21 protein-coding genes are annotated in these 19436 nt (G+C 64.5%); 18 read left to right on the top strand and 3 right to left on the bottom strand.

Annotated features, from left to right (window positions below; genetic code table 11):
* Positions 1-237 precede the first annotated feature (237 nt).
* The 15 genes from CK222_RS02080 (at position 238) to CK222_RS32795 (ending at position 13047) form a co-directional block, all read left to right on the top strand.
* Positions 238-1569, top strand: a complete 1332-nt coding sequence (locus tag CK222_RS02080) for an extracellular solute-binding protein (protein ID WP_067003505.1) — start codon at positions 238-240, stop codon at positions 1567-1569.
* Between the two features lie 101 nt (positions 1570-1670).
* Positions 1671-2618 (top strand): sugar ABC transporter permease, encoded by a 948-nt coding sequence (locus CK222_RS02075; RefSeq protein WP_095799469.1) that lies wholly within the window; start codon positions 1671-1673, stop codon positions 2616-2618.
* Complete coding sequence (locus CK222_RS02070; RefSeq protein ID WP_095799230.1) at positions 2615-3565, top strand: carbohydrate ABC transporter permease; 951 nt, start codon at positions 2615-2617, stop codon at positions 3563-3565. Before CK222_RS02075 ends, CK222_RS02070 begins: the two co-directional genes overlap by 4 nt.
* Positions 3562-3768 (top strand): hypothetical protein, encoded by a 207-nt coding sequence (locus CK222_RS02065; RefSeq protein ID WP_095799229.1) that lies wholly within the window; start codon positions 3562-3564, stop codon positions 3766-3768. The genes CK222_RS02070 and CK222_RS02065 overlap by 4 nt, the downstream gene beginning before the upstream one ends.
* Positions 3769-3770: 2 nt before the next feature.
* Positions 3771-4877 (top strand): ABC transporter ATP-binding protein, encoded by a 1107-nt coding sequence (locus CK222_RS02060; RefSeq protein ID WP_095799228.1) that lies wholly within the window; start codon positions 3771-3773, stop codon positions 4875-4877.
* Positions 4870-5883 (top strand): ABC transporter ATP-binding protein, encoded by a 1014-nt coding sequence (locus CK222_RS02055; RefSeq protein WP_095799227.1) that lies wholly within the window; start codon positions 4870-4872, stop codon positions 5881-5883. The genes CK222_RS02060 and CK222_RS02055 overlap by 8 nt, the downstream gene beginning before the upstream one ends.
* A gap of 51 nt (positions 5884-5934) precedes the next feature.
* Positions 5935-7575, top strand: coding sequence for a dihydroxyacetone kinase subunit DhaK (locus tag CK222_RS02050; protein WP_095799468.1), 1641 nt, complete (start codon positions 5935-5937; stop codon positions 7573-7575).
* A gap of 10 nt (positions 7576-7585) precedes the next feature.
* Positions 7586-8185, top strand: coding sequence for a dihydroxyacetone kinase subunit DhaL (dhaL, locus tag CK222_RS02045; RefSeq protein WP_095799226.1), 600 nt, complete (start codon positions 7586-7588; stop codon positions 8183-8185).
* Positions 8185-8574 (top strand): dihydroxyacetone kinase phosphoryl donor subunit DhaM, encoded by a 390-nt coding sequence (gene dhaM, locus CK222_RS02040; RefSeq protein ID WP_067003489.1) that lies wholly within the window; start codon positions 8185-8187, stop codon positions 8572-8574. The genes dhaL and dhaM overlap by 1 nt, the downstream gene beginning before the upstream one ends.
* A 19-nt stretch (positions 8575-8593) precedes the next feature.
* Positions 8594-8896 (top strand): HPr family phosphocarrier protein, encoded by a 303-nt coding sequence (locus CK222_RS02035; RefSeq protein WP_067003487.1) that lies wholly within the window; start codon positions 8594-8596, stop codon positions 8894-8896.
* 41 nt (positions 8897-8937) lie between these two features.
* Positions 8938-10512: a phosphoenolpyruvate--protein phosphotransferase gene (gene ptsP / locus CK222_RS02030; RefSeq protein ID WP_067324264.1), complete on the top strand. Its 1575-nt coding sequence runs from the start codon at positions 8938-8940 to the stop codon at positions 10510-10512.
* A gap of 7 nt (positions 10513-10519) precedes the next feature.
* Positions 10520-10951 carry a hypothetical protein gene (locus CK222_RS02025; protein ID WP_067324262.1) on the top strand — a complete coding sequence of 144 codons (432 nt, stop codon included), beginning with the start codon at positions 10520-10522 and terminating at the stop codon, positions 10949-10951.
* A 26-nt stretch (positions 10952-10977) separates the two neighbouring features.
* A complete protein-coding gene (dhaK, locus tag CK222_RS02020) occupies positions 10978-11964 on the top strand; it encodes a dihydroxyacetone kinase subunit DhaK (protein ID WP_095799225.1) in 987 nt (328 codons plus the stop codon).
* Positions 11965-12022: 58 nt separating this feature from the next.
* Positions 12023-12805, top strand: a complete 783-nt coding sequence (locus tag CK222_RS02015) for a nucleotidyltransferase family protein (protein ID WP_245432945.1) — start codon at positions 12023-12025, stop codon at positions 12803-12805.
* Complete coding sequence (locus CK222_RS32795) at positions 12802-13047, top strand: hypothetical protein (RefSeq protein WP_245432944.1); 246 nt, start codon at positions 12802-12804, stop codon at positions 13045-13047. Before CK222_RS02015 ends, CK222_RS32795 begins: the two co-directional genes overlap by 4 nt.
* 16 nt (positions 13048-13063) lie before the next feature.
* Here CK222_RS32795 and CK222_RS02010 read toward each other — a convergent pair whose 3' ends face one another.
* Genes CK222_RS02010 through CK222_RS02000 form a run of 3 tightly spaced genes read right to left on the bottom strand, consistent with a single transcriptional unit; the run spans position 13064 to position 14768 of the window.
* Positions 13064-14050, bottom strand: coding sequence for a serine kinase (locus tag CK222_RS02010; protein WP_095799224.1), 987 nt, complete (start codon positions 14048-14050; stop codon positions 13064-13066).
* The gene (locus CK222_RS02005) at positions 14047-14481 is read right to left on the bottom strand and encodes a lasso peptide biosynthesis B2 protein (RefSeq protein WP_095799223.1); all 435 of its coding nucleotides are present in this window, start codon (positions 14479-14481) and stop codon (positions 14047-14049) included. Before CK222_RS02005 ends, CK222_RS02010 begins: the two co-directional genes overlap by 4 nt.
* The gene (locus CK222_RS02000) at positions 14481-14768 is read right to left on the bottom strand and encodes a PqqD family protein (protein WP_095799222.1); all 288 of its coding nucleotides are present in this window, start codon (positions 14766-14768) and stop codon (positions 14481-14483) included. The genes CK222_RS02005 and CK222_RS02000 overlap by 1 nt, the downstream gene beginning before the upstream one ends.
* A 585-nt stretch (positions 14769-15353) precedes the next feature.
* Between CK222_RS02000 and CK222_RS01995 the strand changes: the two genes are divergently transcribed.
* The 3 genes from CK222_RS01995 to CK222_RS01985 all read left to right on the top strand — a co-directional run bounded on the left by CK222_RS01995 (position 15354) and on the right by CK222_RS01985 (position 19426).
* A complete protein-coding gene (locus CK222_RS01995; protein WP_095799221.1) occupies positions 15354-17261 on the top strand; it encodes a propionyl-CoA synthetase in 1908 nt (635 codons plus the stop codon).
* A 122-nt stretch (positions 17262-17383) separates the two neighbouring features.
* Positions 17384-18463, top strand: a complete 1080-nt coding sequence (locus CK222_RS01990; protein ID WP_095799220.1) for an acyltransferase — start codon at positions 17384-17386, stop codon at positions 18461-18463.
* Positions 18464-18691: 228 nt separating this feature from the next.
* Positions 18692-19426: a metallophosphoesterase family protein gene (locus CK222_RS01985; protein WP_348628793.1), complete on the top strand. Its 735-nt coding sequence runs from the start codon at positions 18692-18694 to the stop codon at positions 19424-19426.
* Positions 19427-19436 lie beyond the last annotated feature (10 nt).

The raw sequence follows: 19436 nt of genomic DNA, 5'->3' as shown, positions 1-19436 counted from the left end.
CGGCTGAAGCACGAGCCGCCAAGCACCAACAGTTATTTCCCAACGATTTCAAGCACCGCTTTCGTCATGCTGCGGCGCAGCAACGAATTCGCTTGCGTTGTTTAGTAAAAAGAGCATCACTAAACAAATTACTAAACATCGGCGACGCGGCGCGCGCCATGTTCAGGCCCTCGGAGGAGCGAGGTTGAGGCTTTTGAAACCGTCATCCGGACGCGTTTCGCAAATGGGAGGTAAGGCATGAAATCGACCTTGAAACTGGCGTTGGGACTGGCCTCGGCGGCACTCGCGTCGACCGCCGTCTCGAACGCGGCGCATGCGGAAGACCTGACGCTTTGCTGGGCGGCCTGGGATCCGGCCAACGCGCTCGTGGAACTGTCCAAGGACTTCACCAAGGAAACCGGCATCGGCATGAAGTTCGAATTCGTGCCGTGGACCAACTATGCCGACCGCTTCCTTAACGAGCTCAACTCACACGGCAAGCTCTGCGACCTGATCATCGGCGACAGCCAGTGGATCGGCGGCGCGGCCGAGAACGGTCATTACGTCAAGCTGAACGACTTCTTCGACAAGGAGAAGATCAGCATGGACGACTTCGTGCCGGCGACCGTCGTCGGCTATTCCGAATGGCCGAAGAACACGCCGAACTACTGGGCGCTGCCGGCCATGGGCGACGTGGTCGGCTGGACCTATCGCAAGGACTGGTTCTCGCGGCCGGAACTGCAGAAGGAGTTCAAGGAGAAATATGGCTGGGACCTCGCCCCGCCGACGACCTTCGACCAGCTGAAGCAGATCGCCGAGTTCTTCCAGAAGCGGCAGATCGACGGCAAGACCGTCTATGGCGCCTCGATCTACACCGAGCGAGGCTCGGAAGGCATCACCATGGGCGCCATGGACGTGCTTTACAGCTACGGCTTCCAGTATGAGAACCCGAAGAAGCCCTATGAGATGGACGGCTTCGTCAATTCCGAGAAATCGGTGAAGGGGCTGGAATTCTACAAGGCGCTCTATGATTGCTGCACGCCGCCCGGCGCCTCCAACAGCTACATGGGCGAAGGCGTCGATGCCTTCAAATCCGGCCAGGTGGCGATGCACATGAACTTCGCCTTCACCTGGCCCGGCCTGCAGAAGGACGAGAATGTCGGCGGCGACAAGATCGGTTACTTCGCCAATCCGAAAGGTCCCGACGGCGACCAGTTCGCGCAGCTCGGCGGCCAGGGCATCTCGGTGGTTTCCTACTCCGACAAGCAGGAATCGGCTCTGAAATACATCAAGTGGTTCGCCAACAAGGACGTGCAGGCCAAGTGGTGGTCGCTCGGCGGCTATTCCTGCCTGAATTCCGTCGTCAAGGATCCGAAGTTCCCGTCCAGCCAGCCCTATGCGCAGGCCTTCCTCGACTCCATGGCGATCGTGAAGGACTTCTGGGCAGAGCCGAGCTACGCGCCGCTGCTGCAGGCCTCGCAGAAGCGCTTCCACGACTATGTCGTCGCCGGCCAGGGCTCGGCCAAGGATGCGCTCGACGGCCTCGTCAAGGACTGGACGCAGATCTTCCAGGACGACGGCAAGATGTAAGGCTCCTCCCGAGCAGGTGGGTCCCGTGCCGCCTTGGCACGGGACGCAGTTCAGATAAATTCCAGCGCCGAGGCTGACCAGTGACCGATGCAGGACTAACCATGCTCAATCGGACTGCGGACAACGCTGCACGGGCCACACCCGAGCCGTTGGCCAAGAAGATCCGAGGCATCAGCGACAAGGGCCTCGCCTGGCTGTTCATTTCGCCGACGATCCTTCTGCTTTTAGCCATCAACATCTTCCCGCTGTTCTGGGCGATCTACCTCTCCTTCACCAATTACCGCGCCAACCGCCCGAACGAAGTGGTCAAGAATCTCGGGCTTTCCAACTACAGGCGCATCCTCGGCGACCAGGATATCTGGATCGCAATGCAGACGACGGCGCATTTCGTCTTCTGGACCATCCTGCTGCAGACGGTGCTCGGCTTCACGCTCGCCTGGCTGATCGACCGGAAATTCCGCGGCCACGCCTTCTGGACCACGATCATCCTGGTGCCGATGATGCTGTCGCCGGCGGTGGTCGGCAATTTCTGGCGCTTCCTCTACGAGCCGCAGATCGGACTGTTCGCCTACGCCGTCTCGTTCCTCACCGGCATCCCGCCGACGAATGTCCAGATGCTGTCCAATGTCGAGCTGGCGCCATGGGCGATCATCATCGTCGACACCTGGATGTGGACGCCTTACGTGATGCTGATTTGCCTCGCGGGTCTGCGTTCCATCCCAGAATACATTTATGAAGCGGCCGAGGTCGACCGCGCCTCCAACTGGCGGCAGTTCTGGTCGATCACCCTGCCGATGGCGCTGCCCTTCATCATGCTGGCGGTGCTGTTTCGCGGCATCGAGAACTTCAAGATGTTCGACATGGTCAACCTGCTCACCGGCGGCGGACCGGGCTCGACCACCGAGGTCGCCTCGATCACGCTGAAGCGGCAGGCCTTCGAAAGCTGGCGCACCGGCTATTCCTCGGCCTTCGCCATCATCCTGTTCGTCGCGGTGTTCGGCCTTGCCAACATCTACGTCAAGGCACTCAACAAGGTGAAGCAGAGATGAGCCTGACCACCGCCCATTCCGTCGTCGCACCTTCGACGAACTCGAAGCGGATCGCCGGCGTGCTCGTCGTCGGCTACGCGCTGATCTCGATCGTGCCGCTCTTGTGGATCTTCGCCACCAGCTTCAAGACGCCGCCGGATTCGATTGCCTATCCGCCGAAGATCGTCTTCCAGCCGAGCATCGAAGGCTACTGCAACCTGTTCACGACGCGCACTAGGCAGACGCCGGAATATATCAACGCGCTCGGACCGGCGACCGGCTTCTGCGACGAGACGGTGCGCAAGCGAAACATGGTGATCGCCGGCCCGTCGAACTTCCTGCCGCGCTTCGTCAACTCGCTGATCATCGCCTTCGGCTCGACCTTCTGCGCGGTGTTCCTCGGCACGCTCTCGGCCTATGGCTTCTCGCGCTTCAAGGTGCCTTTGGCAGACGACCTCCTGTTCTTCATCCTGTCGACGCGCATGATGCCGCCGATCGCCGTCGCGATCCCGATCTACCTGATGTACCGCGAGCTCGGCCTCTCCGACACCGCGCTCGGCATGATCCTGCTCTACACCGCGGTCAATGTCTCGCTGGCGGTCTGGCTGCTCAAGGGCTTCATCGACGAGATCCCGCGCGAATACGAAGAAGCGGCGATGATCGACGGCTATACGCGGCTGCAGGCCTTCTGGCGCACGGTGCTGCCGCAGGCGACCACCGGCATTGCCGCGACCGCCATCTTCTGCCTGATCTTTGCCTGGAACGAATATGCGTTCGCCGCGCTTCTGACCTCCGGCACGGCGCAGACGGCGCCGCCCTTCATCCCGACCATCATCGGCGAAGGCGGCCAGGACTGGCCGGCAGTCGCCGCCGGCACGACGATATTCCTGGTGCCGATCCTGATCTTCACCATCCTGCTCCGCAAGCAATTGCTGCGCGGCATTACCTTCGGCGCGGTGCGCAAATGAGCACGATCCAGCCTGCAAAACGCAAATCGCGTTGGCCCGTCTGGGCAAGACGCGGCCTGATGGAAAACATCGCCACGGCGATCATCGCCATCGGTTTCCTGATGCTGTTCCAGTCTTTGGCGCTGTCGCTCTACAGCTATTCCTTCGTCACCATGCTCGCCGGCACCGCCATGTTCATCGTCGTCTCGAAATTCCCGGAATAGAAATGGCCGAGATCCGTGTTCAGAACCTGAGGAAAGCCTTCGGCGAGTTCGTTGCCGTGCAGGATTCCAATTTCGTTGTCGAGGACGGCGAGTTCTTCGTGATGCTCGGGCCGTCGGGCTGCGGCAAGACGACGACGCTCCGCATGATCGCCGGCCTCGAACTGCCCACCGGCGGCAAGATCCTGCTCGGCGGCGAGGACGTCACCATGCGCCGGGCGCGCGAGCGTGACATCGCCTTCGTCTTCCAGCTCTTCGCGCTCTATCCGCATATGAATGTGCGCAAGAACATCGGCTTCCCGCTGCTGGCGCAAGGCATGGCGTCGGCCGAGATCCGCGCCCGCGTCGAGGAGACCGCGAAGCTGCTGCGCATCGACCACCTGCTCGACAAGTCGGTCTCCGGTCTTGCCGGCGGCGACCGTCAACGCGTCGCGCTCGGCCGCGCCATCGTCAGGCGACCGAAATGTTTCCTGATGGATGAGCCGCTTGGAACCCTCGACACCGAGTTCCGCGATTTGATGGTGCATGAGCTGCGCGAGCTGCACAACCGCATCCACGCCACCACCGTCTATGTCACGCACGACCAGATGGAAGCGATGTCGATGGCCGACAAGATAGCGGTGATGAACCACGGCGTCATCGAGCAGTTCGGCAGCCCGCGCGAGATTTACGACCGGCCGGCCACGATGTTCGTCGCCGATTTCATCGGCTCGCCGCCGATGAACTTCTTGCGCTTCGGCGGTGGGCTCGCGAAGGGTGCGAAGGAGATCGTCGTGCAGGGCGCCAGGGTGACGGTCCCGGAAGTGCGCGAGGATATTGCGCCGGCCGACATGGCGCTTGGCATCCGCCCCGAGCACATCCGCTTCGATGATGCTTCGAAGCTGCGCGGCGCGATCTACGGCACCGAATATCTCGGCACCACGCAGATCGTCGCGGTGGAGACGGCTGACGGCATCATCAAGGCCCGGGTGCCGGCCGGAATCCATCTAAATACGGGCGAACAGGTAGGGCTGGCATTGAGCAGCACGCGGCTGTCGCTGTTCGAGAAAGGCACTGGACGCGCGGTGAAAACCGCCATGTACGATCAGGCAGTGGAGGCGCGCCATGGCTGACGTCCAGATTCAGGGTGTGACCAAGAGCTTCGGCGAGACAGTCGCGGTCAGCGATCTCGACCTGCAGATCAAGGACGGTGAGTTCGTCGTGCTGCTCGGGCCGACCGGCGCCGGGAAGACGACGACGCTCAGGCTGATCGCCGGGCTCGAGCGGCCGGACAGCGGCACGATTTACATCGGCGGCCATGATGCGACGGCGCTGTCGCCGGCCGAGCGCGATACGGCCTTCGTCTTCCAGCAATATTCGCTCTACCCGCATCTTTCGGTCTTCGACAACCTCGCCTTCCCGCTGCGCTCGCCGGCGCGGCGTTTTCCGGAGGAAGCAATCCGCCGCCGCGTCGAGGAAGTCGCGCGGATGGTGCGCATCGACCACAAGCTCAACAACCGCTCGACCAGGCTTTCGGGCGGCGAGATGCAACGCGTCGCCATCGGCCGCGCGCTGGTGCGAAAGCCCTCGATCTATCTGATGGACGAGCCGCTGTCCTCGCTCGACGCCAAGCTGCGCGCCGATCTCAGGCTCGAGCTGAAGCGCATCCAGTCCGAGCTCGGCGCCACCATGCTCTATGTCACGCACGACCAGATCGAGGCGATGACCATGGCCGACCGCATCGGCATCCTTTCCGAGGGCGTGCTGGTGCAGATCGGCACGCCGCGCGCGATCTATTCCGAGCCGGCAAACCTTCATGTCGCGGCTCGCCTCGGCCAGCCGGCGATCAACCTTCTGCCGGCAGGGTTGCTGCCCGACGGCGCCGCGCCCACCGGTACGACGACGATCGGCGCGCGCACCGAACATCTCGCGATCGAAAAGGCGGCGAACGGCCATGCCGACGGCGTCGTCGACTGGGTCGAGCATCTCGGCGACCAGAACCACCTGCATGTCACGGTGGGCGCCAAGAAGCTGGTGACGCTGACCGATCCCGACACGCCGCTCGCAAAGGGGGACAGAGTGACGATCCGCTATCGCTCGCCGCTTTATTTTGGTTTGGACGGTCAAAGATTGATGTAGCCGGCGCACCCGCACTTTTTGACGACCCGCAAATACGGACTCGACGAATCCATGAAGCACTTTTTCAACCGCAAGGACTCGATCGTTACCGAAGCGCTGGACGGTTTTCTGGCCACTGCCGGCTCCGGCACGCTGGCGCGGCTCGACGGCTATCCCGAGATCAAGGTCGTGCTGCGCGCCAACTGGGACAAGGCGAAGGTGAGCGTCGTTTCCGGCGGTGGCGCGGGGCATGAGCCGTCGCATGCGGGCTTCGTCGGCGCCGGCATGCTGACGGCGGCAGTCTCCGGCGAGATCTTCGCTTCGCCGAGTGTCGAGGCGGTGCTGGCGGCGATCCGCGCGACGACCGGGCCGGTCGGCTGCCTGCTGATCGTCAAGAACTACACCGGCGACCGCCTCAATTTCGGCCTCGCCGCAGAAAAGGCCCGCGCCGAGGGCTTCGCGGTCGACATGGTGATTGTCGGCGACGACATCGCGCTGCCCGATGTCGCGCAGCCGCGCGGCGTCGCCGGCACGCTGTTCGTGCACAAGATCGCCGGACATCTTGCCGAATCCGGCCATGACCTGGCCTCGGTCGCGGCGGCAGCGCGGGCGGCGGCGAAGGATATTGTTTCGCTCGGCATCTCGCTCTCCTCCTGCTCGATCCCGGGCCAGACCCACGAGGACCGCTTCGGCGCCGGCGATGGGGAGCTCGGTCTCGGCATCCATGGCGAGCCGGGCGTGGAGCGCATAACCCTGCAGAGCGCCAGCGCGCTCGTCGCCGTTATGGCGGAGCGCCTCGCGGCCCAGCTCGATGCCGGCAGCCGCTATGCGCTCCTGATCAACAATCTCGGATCCGTTCCGCCGCTCGAAATGTCGTTGATCGCCAATGCCGTGCTGACCTCACCGCTGGCAAAGGCGGTGACGCTGACGATCGGTCCCGGACATCTGATGACCGCGCTCAACATGAACGGGTTTTCGCTGTCGCTGATCAGGCTCGAGGCGGAGCGCGAGGCGGCGCTGCTGGCGCCGGTCGGCCCGCATGCCTGGCTGCCGGCCAGGCCGGTTCGCCCGCCGGTCGTGGTGGCCACAGCCCAGCCGGCAGGTCGCGACATCGCCAAGGCGGCCAGCCGTGACGCCGGCGCCGAGCGGCTGATTGCTGCGGTCTGCGAGAAGCTGATCTCGCTCGAGGAGGCTCTGAATGACCTCGACGCCAAAGCCGGCGACGGCGACACCGGATCGACGGTGGCGACCGGCGCACGCAGCGTGCTCGACCGCGTCGACACGCTGCCGCTTGCGGACAAGGCCGCAACTCTCGCCACAATCGGCGATACATTGGGAACTTCTATGGGCGGTTCCAGCGGCGTGCTTTTGTCGATCTTCTTCACGGCTGCCGCGCAGTCGCTCAACGGCGGCGCCCCGCTCAGCAAGGCGCTGCTCGCCGGCCTTGACCGCATGACCTTCTACGGCGGCGCTAAGCTCGGCGACCGCACAATGGTCGACGCCCTGGAGCCGGCTCTGAAGGCGCTCGACACGAACGGGCTGGAGGCGGCTGCTTCGGCCGCGCGGAGCGGCGCGCAGGCGACGGCGGCGATGCAGAAGGCGAAGGCCGGTCGCTCGGCCTATATCGGCCGCCAGCTTGACATAGCGGATCCGGGCGCCTTTGCAGTTGCCGAGGCGTTCGCGGCCATGGTGGCCGTGTTCGTCCCGGCGTGAAGGACAGGCGATGGCCGCACCCGATTTCTCACAATTGATCGCGGCGACTGCGGATACGATCGCGGCGCATGCCGACGAGCTGACCGCGCTCGACCAGGCGATCGGCGACGGCGACCATGGGCTGAACATGAAGCGGGGCTTCGAGGCGGTGCGCGCCGAAAAGGCCGCAATCGCGGCAAAACCGCTGCCGGACGCGCTGAAGGCGATCGGCACCAAGCTGGTGATGACCGTCGGTGGAGCCTCCGGGCCCTTGTTCGGTACTCTGTTCATGGCGCTCGGCAAGGAACTGTCCGGCACGCCCGACCGCGCCGCGCTGACAGCGGCGCTGGGTAAGGCGATCGAGGCGGTTTCGGCGCGCGGCAAATCGCAGCCGGGGCAAAAAACGATGCTCGACGTGCTGCAGCCGGTGTATGAGGCACTGGCGCAGGGCAAGACGGCTGCCGCAATCGCAGACGCTGCCGACAAGGCGGCCGAAGCCACCGTGCCGATGAAGGCCTTGCGTGGGCGCGCCTCTTTCCTGGGGGAGCGCTCGATCGGGCATATGGACGCCGGGGCGCGGTCGACCGCGCTCTTGGTGCGCGCAGTCGCTGAAGCAATCGAGGGTTCTTGATGAGCAATGTCGGTATCGTCATCGTCTCGCATTCGCCGCTGGTCGCCGAAGGCACGGCCGACATGGTGCGCCAGATGGTGGGCGACGAAGTGCCGCTTGCATGGTGCGGCGGAAACGGCCATGGCGGGCTGGGCACCAGCGTCGAGGCGATCATGGGTGCGATCGAAAAGGCCTGGTCGGAAGCGGGCGTCGCCATCCTGGTCGATCTCGGCGGCGCCGAGACAAACAGCGAGATGGCGGTGGAAATGATCGGAGAGCCGCGCTCCCGCAGAATAGTCGTCTGCAACGCGCCGATCGTCGAGGGCGCGGTGATGGCGGCGACGGAATCTTCCGGGGGTGCCTCGCTCAAGGAAGTGGTGGCGACGGCGCATGAATTGTCGCCGTCGTGAGTGAACGGGAATCGACTGAATGTCCGCATCCGCCGAAGCCACGGTTCTGATCACCCACGAGGTGGGCCTGCACGCGCGCCCTTCGGTGAAGTTCACCAAGCTCGCCAAGTCGTTCGCGGCCGAGGTGGAGGTGGCAGTCGCCGCCAACGGCCCCTGGTTCGATGCCAAGAGCATCGTCAAGGTCATGGCGGCCAAGGCGCCGAAAGGAACCGTGCTGCACATAAGGGCGCGAGGCGACGGCGCAAGCAACGCGGTCGAAGCGCTGGTCGGCCTGGTGCAGCGCGATTTCGACGAGGATGCGGATCATGCCCGCTCCGCTTGAGCCGGGTCTGCCGCCCTCTCAATCCGCAAGGAATGCGGGCCATGCGGATTGAGGGCATCCCTGCCTCTCCCGGCTACGCCGAAGGGCCGCTGTTCAACCTCGACCGTCCACCGGCTGCTTATGTGGCCAAGGCGAGCGAGGCGGAGGAGAAAGCAGCGCTGAAGGCGGCCATCGGCAGGGCGGTGAGCCGGCTGACCTCGCTTGTCGAGACGGCCGATGGCGATGCCGCCGGCATCCTCGAATTCCACATCGCCATGCTGGAGGACGTCGCGCTGAGCGCGCCCGCCTTCGCGGCGCTCGGCTCCGGAGAGCCGGCCGACGCTGCCTGGCGGCAAGCACTGGATGCCGAGATCGCCGGCTATGAGGCGTCCGACCAGGACTATTTCCGGGCACGCGCCTCGGACTTGCGCGACATCCGCGACCAGGTGCTGCGAGCGCTGAGCGAGGATAGCGAGACCGCGGCGCCCCTCGGCGCCATCCTCTATGGCCTGGACATCGCGCCGACGCGTTTCCTCGAAACCGACTGGAGCAGAGGCGGCGGCATTGCGCTCGAGGCCGGCAGCACCGCCAGCCATGTCGCCATGCTGGCACGCTCGCGCGGCGTGCCGATGGTGGTGGGGATTGGTGCCTTTGCGGACGAGCCCACCGGAAACGCGCTCCTCGACGCCGAGCATGGCGGCATCGTGCTCTCGCCCTCGCCGAAGGAGATCGAGGCGTTCCGGCAATCATCCTCCTCCTTCGCGGCGCGACAAGGCCAGGCGCAGACTTTTCTCGCCCAGCCGGCGGCGACCAAGGCCGGCACGTCGGTGCGGGTGCAGGTAAACATTGCCTACCCTTCCGATGTCGACGGCATCGACATTGCGACCTGTGATGGCGTCGGGCTCATGCGCACCGAATTCCTGTTCGGCAAGGCCCTGCCGGACGAGGAGACACAGTACCAAGCCTACCGCAAGGTGCTGGAATGGGCCGGAGAAAAACCGGTGACCATCCGCACCATCGATGCCGGCGGCGACAAACCGATCCCCGACTTCACCGTCGAGGAGACCAACCCGTTTCTCGGCCTGCGCGGTATCAGGCTGTCGCTGGCGCGGAGCGACATCTTCCGGGTGCAAATCCGGGCATTGCTGCGCGCCGCCGTCCACGGCAATCTGAAGGTGATGTTTCCGATGATCGCCAGGGCCGAAGAGCACAGGCAGGCCGCCGCGTTGTTTGCGGAGGAGGAGGCCGCTCTCGCGTCGCGCGGTGTTGCGCACAAGCTGCCGCCGCTGGGCATCATGGTCGAGGTCCCTTCGGTGGCCATCGCGCCAGAGGCTTTTGCCGACGTTGCCTTCTTCTCGATCGGCTCCAACGACCTGACGCAATATGTGATGGCAGCCGCGCGTGACAACGCCGCCGTTGCACATCTCAACGCTGTCCGCCATCCGGCTGTGATGCGGCTGATCGCTTCGGTCGCGGCCTTCGGGCGCGAGAAAGGAATTCCGGTCAGCCTCTGTGGCGATGCGGGCGGCGATCCGGCCGCCATTCCGGCGCTGATTGAGGCCGGCCTGCGCGACCTATCGGTGTCTCCGGCGCAACTCGCCATGGCCAAGGCGGCCATAGCGGACGTCCCGGTGTAAGCACAGCATGGCCAGGCCAGCCAAGATACAAGAAGCCGGCGCGGAAGACGCGATCCGCGCGTATAAGACCATCCTGTCGCAAGTCATCGACCAGCGGCCCTCCGGCATGCGCCAGCGACTTGCCGATGCGCTCGGCAAGCATCGCAGTTTCGTCACGCAAATCTCCAGCCCGGCCTATTCGATCCCCATCCCGTCGAAGCATTTGCCGGCTATCTTTTCCGTCTGCCATTTCAGCCCGGCCGAGCGCGACCAGTTCCTGGCCGCCTACCACCAGGCGCATCCGGGCAAGCTGCCGGCGGCTTCGGGTCCGCGCAAGACGCGCCACGTCTCGCTCATCGTGCCGGATTTCGGCGACGACAAGCAGAACGCAGCGCTCGACCGAGCGATCAACGAATTCATCCAGAAGATCACCAGCATCGCCGGCAGGGGCAGCGGCTGAGCGAGGACCTATTCGGGAGGACTGCCATGAAGAAGTTTCTGAATTCGGTGGACACGGTCCTCACCGAAAGCCTTGATGGCTTCGTCGGCGCGCATTCCGACATCCTCGCGCTCGGCGACGAGCACAAATTCGTTCGCCGCAAGACGCTGAAACCGGGCAAGGTAGCGCTGATCTCGGGTGGCGGCTCCGGCCACGAGCCGCTGCATGGCGGGCTGGTTGGCCACGGCATGCTCGACGCCGCCTGCCCCGGCCAGGTCTTCACCTCGCCGACGCCCGACCAGATGCTCGCGGCCGCGCAAGCCGTCGACACCGGCGCCGGCTGCCTGTTTATCGTCAAAAACTATGAAGGCGACGTGATGAATTTCGACATGGCCGCCGAAATGTCGGACGGCGTTCTGCAGGTGGTGACCAATGACGACGTCGCGGTCGAGAATTCGTCCTACACCACCGGTCGGCGCGGCGTGGCCGGCACGCTGGTGGTGGAGAAGATCGTCGGCGCCGCGGCCGAGCAAGGCATGCCACTGCCCGAGCTCAAGGCGCTGGGCGACCGCGTCAACGCCTCGACGCGCTCGATGGGCGTGGCGCTGACCAGTTGCACGGTGCCGGCTGCGGGCAGGCCGACCTTCGACATTGGCGACAACGAGATGGAATTCGGCGTCGGCATCCATGGCGAGCCCGGCCGGCGGCGCGATGATCTGAAGAGTGCCGACGCCATCGCCGAGGAGATCTGCACGGCAATCCTCGGCGATCTTGGTGACCGCGCCTGGGGACCGGCGCTGCTTTTCGTCAACGGCTTCGGCGGCACGCCATCGATGGAGCTTTATCTGATGTACAACAGCGCGCGAAAAATCTTCGAGAAGAGAGGCGTGACGGTGACCCGCTCGCTGGTCGGCTCCTATGTCACCTCGCTCGACATGGCAGGCTGCTCGATCACGCTGACGATGCTCGAGGATGAGACGACGGCGCTTTGGGACGCTCCGGTGCACACGGCGGCGCTGCGCTGGGGGATGTAGCGTCGCGCGGGCTTTTCTGCGACCATGGTCGCCTGTTGTTCGCGATATTGCCCGGTTGATGCTGCTCCCGCTTTCACCTGCCGAAGAAAAACTGCTGCTCGAATTTGCCGATCCGGAGGCGCCGTCCGAGTGGGGCGGGGCCCTCTCGGCAAGCAGCCTCATGGCGCTGCTCGCCAATGCCGAGTTCCACGGCGTGCTGCCAGTCATGCTGCGCAAGCTTCGGGAAATCGGCGACGCCGATCTGCCGAACGATGCCGCCTTGCGGCAAAAACTGTCCGGGCTTCGCGATCAGGCGACACTGGCGACCGGGCAGTCGATGCTGCTGCAGTATCACGGCGACCGCATCATGAAGGCCTTGGCCGCGAAAGGCGTTGCGGCTCGCATCGTCAAGGGCCCGGTGTTCGCGCGCAAGCTTTATCGCCATGCTGCCGATCGGCCGTTCACCGACATCGACATCCTTGTCGATCCCGCCAGCATCGGCGAGGCCAACAACGTGATCGCCGAATGCGGCTTCAAGCTTGCCAGCGGCGAGGCCGAATCGCATGAGTTGCAGGAGTTCAAGTGGCTGGAGAAGGAGAACTCCAGCCTGCTGATCGAGCTGCATGGCAATCTGGTGCATGACACCGGCATGCGGCGGCGCCTGTCGCTCGGCTTCCGCGAGTTGCAGATCATTGACGGCGGCGAGGCCGACACGCCGGCGTCGCTGCTCACCATCGCCATCGTTCATGCCGCCGGAGGCCACAAATTCCACCGGCTGCAGCTCTGTATCGAATGCTGCAAGGTGTGCGCGCTCTGCAATCGCCGGAATCCGAAGCGCGCCTTCTCGATGCCGCGCGTATGACCGGCATCGAACTCGAGCTGGCGACCGTGCTCAATGTGACCGGGCGGCTGTTCGACGAGCCGCGCGCGATCGCCCTTGCCAACCGCATCGAGCCCGATCTGTCGATACGGCTCGCCAAATGGCTGATCACCGGCAACATGCTGATCAGGGTCAATTCGCGGAACAAGATGCGCTCGCGCCTTAGCCGCGACGCCTTCCGCTGGGTCCAGCGGCTTGCCCGGCCAAGGCCCAATCCGGCCTGAAGGCCCGTTTGGAGATCTACTCCTCCACCGCGCCGCGGATCAGCCCCGCTGCATCGGCCGGGCTCGAGCCGACTTCCAGGGTGAAAGTGGGGACGGCCCTGACCAGTGCCGCGATCGACGCCATCCGCCGTTGCTGCATCGGCAACAGGCCGGTCAGGCCGGTCCTGACATTGTCGGTGGCAAGCGCGACCATCGCATCGGTCCTGGCCAAGCGCGTGAGCCGGGTGTGGCCGTCGGTCGAGCGCGCCAGATGCAGCAGCGCCGAGACAGGCCTGGGACGGACGTCCTCGATGCGAATGATCTCGGCGAGACGCTCCAGCGAGACGGCCTGCTCGCCCTCGGCGTCCCATCTGTCGCCAAGGCAGGGCGAGAGGAATGGCAGCATCGCCGCGGTGTTGCGATGGATTTTCACCTTGCGCGGCATGCCCCAGGCCAGGGTGCCTTCAGATGTTGCGCCGAGGATCATCACATCGTCCGAGCATAGGCCGAAGCCCTGCGATGCCAGCGCCATTGAAGTCGTCGACTTGCCAGTGCCGCTTGGCGCATGGATCAGCACGAGCGCCCCACTATCGGGCAGCGTCAGACCGGCGGTATGGAGCATGTACTGCCCGCCGGAATCGAGCGCGGCATCCAGCACCATCATCAGCAGCGTCCATTTGACCTTGCTGTTGGGATGAACGCGGATTTCGGCCGAGCCCTCGTCGGCACGGATCGAGGCCGTCTGGAGGCCGGGAAAGACCAGATGGACGACGTCGCCGGCGTCGATGATGCGGCAATGGCCGTCCAGCGGCACTTCGCCGTCGAAGGCGAGCTTCCCCTCCGGGTTTTCGGGCAGCGCCGACGTTTCGAGGATATCGATGCGAAAGCCGGGTTCGACCGCGTCATTGACGCGCAATGTGCCGAGCATCAGATCGAAGCTCGGCCAGAGCTCGGCGCGCTCTGCCGATATGCCGATGACCCGGCCGTTGAGGTCATAGCAAACGGTGGCTGCGGCGCCGGTCAAGCGGCGCGCGCCTTCACGCTGCCGCCGGGGTGGCGATAGATTTCAACCATGTCGGGAAGGCTGTCGCTGACCACCGGCTTGCCGTCGAGGCAAACCCAGCAATGCGCCGAAAGGCGCGGCTCATGCATCGATTTGGCATCGACACCGAAATGGAGGTCGGGGTTGAAACCCGCCATCCGCAGGAAGCGGAAACCGAGCAGCCCTTCCCTCAGGCATCTGCGATCACGCATCACCCAGGGATGCCGAACCGTGCGGTTGACGCGGCTGACGACGTAGCTGCATGGCAGGCCACGATAGGGTGTGGGCAATTGCAGCGGCGCCAATTTCAGCACGCTTTCGAAATCGCGCCGGGCGACCAGTACCGGTATCAGCCGGGCGCTGAGCCACAGATGAGTGCGGAACAGGGCGCGCAGGAACGGTCCGCCGGCCATCACGCGCCCGGGTCGGCAAGGATGCCTTCGGCCACCAGCTCGGCGGCCAGCGCCATCATGTCGTCGCCGAGCGTCGCCTTGTCGACCTCGAATTCTTCCGACAGCAGATCGACGATGTGGTCGAGGCTGCGGGCGCCGTCGACCTTGTCGAGGAACGCTTCGGTGGTGCCGTTGCAGGTGTAAAGCTGGCCGCTGCGCGCCAGAAGCACCACGGCGCCGTCGCCGACATGCTGCACGGAGGCGTCGTCCGCCATCCGCAGAACCGTTTCAAAGGCGATTTCAGCCATACGCCCGCTCCCTATGCCGAACTGCAATTAGCGCGGCATGCCGTCGCTGTCCATTGCCAAGCGGGCAACGCTGCGTGTCAGACGGCCGGGCTATCGGGCCGCTCGGGCCCGCAACGATGCTCGACAGCTTCCCGCGCCTGACCGGAACCGGTTTTTCGTAAGTTCTTTTCGTCAAAACTTCCCCGGAAAGACTATCCAACTCGCGCGAGAATGATGGTGGGCTGGAACCACTATCAAGCCGCCGTTCGCGCCAGGGTTGCCATCTTTCCCATAAGTAAGCTAAGAGTCTGCCGGCTTTTTGGGGAGTGGACAGTATGCGTTACAACTGGGACCGTGCTCCGACGGCATTCGAACGCCATCGGAAGGCATTGGCGGCCGCCATTCTAATAGCCGGCGGTGTCGGGCTGATGCTGGCAGCACTGCCGCTCTAAGCCGAATTCACTTGCTGACGTCATAGCGCGCTCCGATCCGGGAGCGGCTGGATCCGTTTGCCGGCAACGCCGACCAAAATGCGAGGAGACATGGCCGGCCAAAGCGGCTTAGGCTATTGCCATACGACGGAATGTTCCTGGGGAGGAAAAGTCGATGGCCTCACGCTACCACGAAGTCTATGAGGGCTGGAAACGCGACCCCATAGCGTTCTGGGCCGAAGCGGCCAAAGCGATCGACTGGTATTCGCCAGCCGAAAAGGTCTTCGATCCGGCGGCGGGCGTCTATGGCCGCTGGTTCACAGGCGCCACCTGCAACACCTGCTTCAATGCCATCGACCGCCACGTGGCGGGGGGGCGCGCCGACCAGCTGGCGCTGATCCATGACAGCGCGATCACCGGCACGATCCGGAAATTCACCTATGCCGAACTGAAGCGCGAGGTGGTCGCGCTCGCCTCTGTCCTCAAGAACCGTGGCATCGGCAAGGGAGATCGGGTGATCATCTACATGCCGATGGTGGCGGAAGCGGCGATCGCCATGCTCGCCTCGGCCCGCATCGGCGCCGTGCATTCAGTGGTGTTCGGCGGCTTCGCCTCGCATGAGCTCGCGACCCGCATCGACGACGCCAGGCCGAAGCTGATCATCACCGCTTCCTGCGGCCTGGAGCCGGGACGCGTCGTCGCCTACAAGCCGCTGCTCGACAAGGCGATCGAGATGTCGAAGCACAAGCCCGATGCCTGCCTGATCCTGCAGCGCGAGCAATTGCACTGCGAGATGAAGGACAATTACGACATCGACTATGCCGATGCGGTCGCCCGCGAGCGCGCCGCCGGCGCCAATGTCGACTGCGTTCCGGTCTTGGCCACCGACCCGCTCTACATCATCTACACCTCCGGCACGACCGGGCAGCCGAAGGGCATCGTGCGCGACAATGGCGGTCACATGGTCGCGCTGAAATGGACGATGGAAAACGAGTTCGGCGTCAACCCCGGCGAGGTGTTCTGGGCGGCCTCGGACGTCGGCTGGGTGGTCGGCCATTCCTACATAGTCTATGGGCCGCTTCTGCATGGCTGCACCAGCGTGCTCTTCGAAGGCAAGCCGATCGGCACGCCGGACGCCGGCACCTACTGGCGGGTGATCTCGGAACACGGTGTGGTGGCGCTGTTCACGGCGCCGACCGCCTTTCGCGCCATCAAGGGGCAGGATCCGCGCGGCGAGTTCGTGCCGAAATACGATCTGTCGAAATTCCGCACGCTGTTCCTCGCCGGCGAGCGCGCCGACCCCGAGACCATCAAATGGGCAGAGCAGAAGCTCAACCGTCCGGTGATCGACCATTGGTGGCAGACCGAGACCGGCTCGCCAATGACCATCAACCCGGCCGGGCTCGGGCTTTTGCCGGTGAAATACGGCTCGCCGGGCGTGCCGATGCCGGGCTACGACATTCGCATTCTCGACGATGCCGGCCACGAGGTGCCGCGCGGCACGCTCAGCAATGTCGTGGTCAAGCTGCCGCTGCCGGCAGGCTGCCTGCCGACGCTCTGGAACGCCGACGCCCGCTTCCGCCAAGCCTATCTCGAGGAGTTCCCCGGTTTCTACAAGACGGCCGACGCCGGCATGATGGACGAGGACGGCTATCTCTACGTCATGGCCCGCACCGACGACATCATCAACGTCGCCGGGCACCGCCTCTCGACGGGCGCGATGGAGGAGGTGCTGGCCGCGCATCCGGACGTCGCCGAATGCGCCGTGATCGGCATCGCCGACGCGATGAAAGGCCAGGTGCCGCTCGGCTTCGTCGTGCTCAACGCCGGTGTGGCGCGCGACACCGGCGCCATCGAAAGCGAGGTCGTAGGCCTGGTGCGCGAACGGATCGGACCGGTCGCAGCCTTCAAGACGGTGGTGACGATCAAGCGGCTGCCGAAGACGCGCTCCGGCAAGATCCTGCGCGGCACGATGCAGAAGATCGCCGACAAGGAGGAATGGACGATGCCGGCGACCATCGACGATCCTGCGATCCTCGACGAGATCACGGCGGCGCTCAAGGGGCGCGGCATCGGGATCTAGCCGTCTCGCGGGATCGCAACGCGAGGCGGCCTAGCGAATTCATCCTGCGCTGCAATCGACTGTTGTGCAATGCAGCAGCACCCCCTAGAAGTCTGCCCGGGGGGCCGTTCCGAAGGCACGGCATGGCTCAGCACAAGACCACATTCGGCGGCGTCGACATTTTGCGTTTCTTCGCCGCCGTCATGGTGATGTTCTATCACTACGGCTTCTGGGTATGGGCGTTTCCCGACGGCGTGTCGGCGCGCTCGACCGGCGGCATCCCTGCCCATCCCGAAATGGCGTTTGTCGGCTCCGGCTGGGTCGGCGTTCAGGTGTTCTTCGTCATCAGCGGCTTCGTCATCGCATTCAGCGCCGAGAATTCGACGCCGCTGAAGTTCTTCGAGGCCCGTGTCAGACGGCTGGCGCCGGCGGTCTGGGTCTGCGCGCCCATCTCCGCGATCGTGCTGCTCATGGTCGGTGTTTCCTGGCCGACCGATGCCGTGGTGCGACTTGCCCGCACGGCGCTGTTCGTGCCGTTCGAGCCATGGGTCGACAGTGTCTACTGGACGCTCGGCATCGAGATCGCCTTCTACGCCATCGTCTGGACCCTGCTGCGGTTCGGCCGATTCGACCTGATGGAAGCTGTCGCCGTCATCATCGGCCTGCTCAGCACGCTGTTCTGGTGTCTCTATTTCGCCTTAGGCTGGACCGATCTCGCGGAGGCGCGCTGGCTGCAGCTCACCCTGGTGCATCACGGCGCGTTCTTCGCGGTCGGCGTGCTCATCTGGCTGATGCGCTTCAAGGCGGTGACAGCGGCACGGCTCTGCTTCTCGGCGCTGTTTCTCGCCGGCGGGGCGCTGCAGATCGTAAGCTCGGTCGACGTGCACAGCATCAAGGTGGAAGCGGCGATGCCCTATGCGCCGCCGATCATCATCTTCCTGGCCGCGGTGGCGCTGATGGCTTGGTCGCTGCGCCTCAACCTTTCCTGGGGCGGCTGGCGCCGGATCGGGCTGATGACCTATCCGCTCTACCTCATCCACGATGTCGTCGGCGCGGCGCTGCTTGGCGTCCTGATCCGCGCCGGCGTGCCATATCTGGTTTCGATCCCGATCGTCGGCATGGCCATGATCGCGGCAAGCTGGCTGGTGGCGGCCGAGGCCGAGCCGCGCGTCCGCATGCTGCTCGACCGCACGCTTTTCCGCTATCGGCTCAAAGCGGCTTAAAGCGCATCGCGCCGAAACGGTTCAGGCGACGCTTTTCGGGGTATTGATGCACGTCGTTTTGCCAAGACCGCTGCGCCTTTTTGGCGATGTGCATCGAGCAGCCCGGTGTGGAAATGTTTGCATTCGACATGATATCGAGGCTTGGTCCACGCTCCGTGGCATGACCCTAGTTTGAGTACCGAGCCTCAATCCGTGAGCCTGTTCCAACGATCGAGACGACCCCGGCCCTTGCCGCGCGAACGGCTGATGATGGACATGCGCGACACGGTGGTCTACGCGATCGGCGACGTGCATGGCTGCTACGAAGAGCTGCGCACGCTGGAGCAGAAGATCGAGCTAGACGCGCTGCAGTTCCGCGGCCGCAAGATCATCATCATGCTGGGCGACTATGTCGACCGCGGGCCCAATTCGCGGCGCGTGGTCGAGCATTTGATGGCACCGCCGCCAGAAGGTTTCATGCGCGTGTGCCTTGCCGGGAACCACGAAGTGGCGATGCTCGCCTATCTCGACGGCCATCTGTCACTGGAGCCGTGGCTCCGCGTCGGCGGACGGGAAACGCTGTTCTCCTACGGTATCGATCCCGACCGCCTGGCCGATTTGTACGGATCGAGCGAAGAGGTAGTCGAGCGTATCCGGGAGGCCATTCCGGCCACCCACGTCGCCTTCATGCGCACGCTGCCGGTGATGATCTGTTCGGAGCGGTTCCTTTTCGTCCATGCCGGCATCCGGCCCGGCATCGCGCTCGAAGCGCAGGACGAGGCCGACCTGCTCAACATACGATCCGAGTTCCTGGCGGCGGCTCACCGCCTCGATCGCTGGGTCGTGCACGGACATACGATCGTGGACGTTCCGACGCTCGACGGGCGCCGGCTCGGCATCGACACCGGCGCCTTCCAGAGCGGCCGGCTGACCGCCCTCAGGATCGTCGGCAAATATGGGCGGCTGCTGTCGACCGGAGAATAACCGCCGCGGC

This window comes from Mesorhizobium sp. WSM3866, from assembly GCF_002294795.1.
GTDB lineage: Bacteria > Pseudomonadota > Alphaproteobacteria > Rhizobiales > Rhizobiaceae > Mesorhizobium.
The sequence above is the reverse complement of the archived record's forward strand: the minus strand, read 5'-3'. Positions and strand labels throughout refer to the sequence as shown.

Coding starts and splice junctions, on each gene's coding strand:
- CK222_RS02075 (WP_095799469.1), top strand. CDS start 1,671: ATGCTCAATCGGACTGCGGACAACGCTGCACGGGCCACACCCGAGCCG.
- dhaK (WP_095799225.1), top strand. CDS start 10,978: ATGAAGAAGTTTCTGAATTCGGTGGACACGGTCCTCACCGAAAGCCTT.
- CK222_RS02055 (WP_095799227.1), top strand. CDS start 4,870: ATGGCTGACGTCCAGATTCAGGGTGTGACCAAGAGCTTCGGCGAGACA.
- ptsP (WP_067324264.1), top strand. CDS start 8,938: ATGCGGATTGAGGGCATCCCTGCCTCTCCCGGCTACGCCGAAGGGCCG.
- dhaM (WP_067003489.1), top strand. CDS start 8,185: ATGAGCAATGTCGGTATCGTCATCGTCTCGCATTCGCCGCTGGTCGCC.
- CK222_RS02050 (WP_095799468.1), top strand. CDS start 5,935: ATGAAGCACTTTTTCAACCGCAAGGACTCGATCGTTACCGAAGCGCTG.
- CK222_RS02080 (WP_067003505.1), top strand. CDS start 238: ATGAAATCGACCTTGAAACTGGCGTTGGGACTGGCCTCGGCGGCACTC.
- CK222_RS02015 (WP_245432945.1), top strand. CDS start 12,023: ATGCTGCTCCCGCTTTCACCTGCCGAAGAAAAACTGCTGCTCGAATTT.
- CK222_RS02060 (WP_095799228.1), top strand. CDS start 3,771: ATGGCCGAGATCCGTGTTCAGAACCTGAGGAAAGCCTTCGGCGAGTTC.
- CK222_RS02025 (WP_067324262.1), top strand. CDS start 10,520: ATGGCCAGGCCAGCCAAGATACAAGAAGCCGGCGCGGAAGACGCGATC.
- CK222_RS01995 (WP_095799221.1), top strand. CDS start 15,354: ATGGCCTCACGCTACCACGAAGTCTATGAGGGCTGGAAACGCGACCCC.
- CK222_RS02065 (WP_095799229.1), top strand. CDS start 3,562: ATGAGCACGATCCAGCCTGCAAAACGCAAATCGCGTTGGCCCGTCTGG.
- CK222_RS01990 (WP_095799220.1), top strand. CDS start 17,384: ATGGCTCAGCACAAGACCACATTCGGCGGCGTCGACATTTTGCGTTTC.
- CK222_RS32795 (WP_245432944.1), top strand. CDS start 12,802: ATGACCGGCATCGAACTCGAGCTGGCGACCGTGCTCAATGTGACCGGG.
- CK222_RS02035 (WP_067003487.1), top strand. CDS start 8,594: ATGTCCGCATCCGCCGAAGCCACGGTTCTGATCACCCACGAGGTGGGC.
- CK222_RS02005 (WP_095799223.1), bottom strand. CDS start 14,481: ATGGCCGGCGGACCGTTCCTGCGCGCCCTGTTCCGCACTCATCTGTGG.
- dhaL (WP_095799226.1), top strand. CDS start 7,586: ATGGCCGCACCCGATTTCTCACAATTGATCGCGGCGACTGCGGATACG.
- CK222_RS02000 (WP_095799222.1), bottom strand. CDS start 14,768: ATGGCTGAAATCGCCTTTGAAACGGTTCTGCGGATGGCGGACGACGCC.
- CK222_RS02070 (WP_095799230.1), top strand. CDS start 2,615: ATGAGCCTGACCACCGCCCATTCCGTCGTCGCACCTTCGACGAACTCG.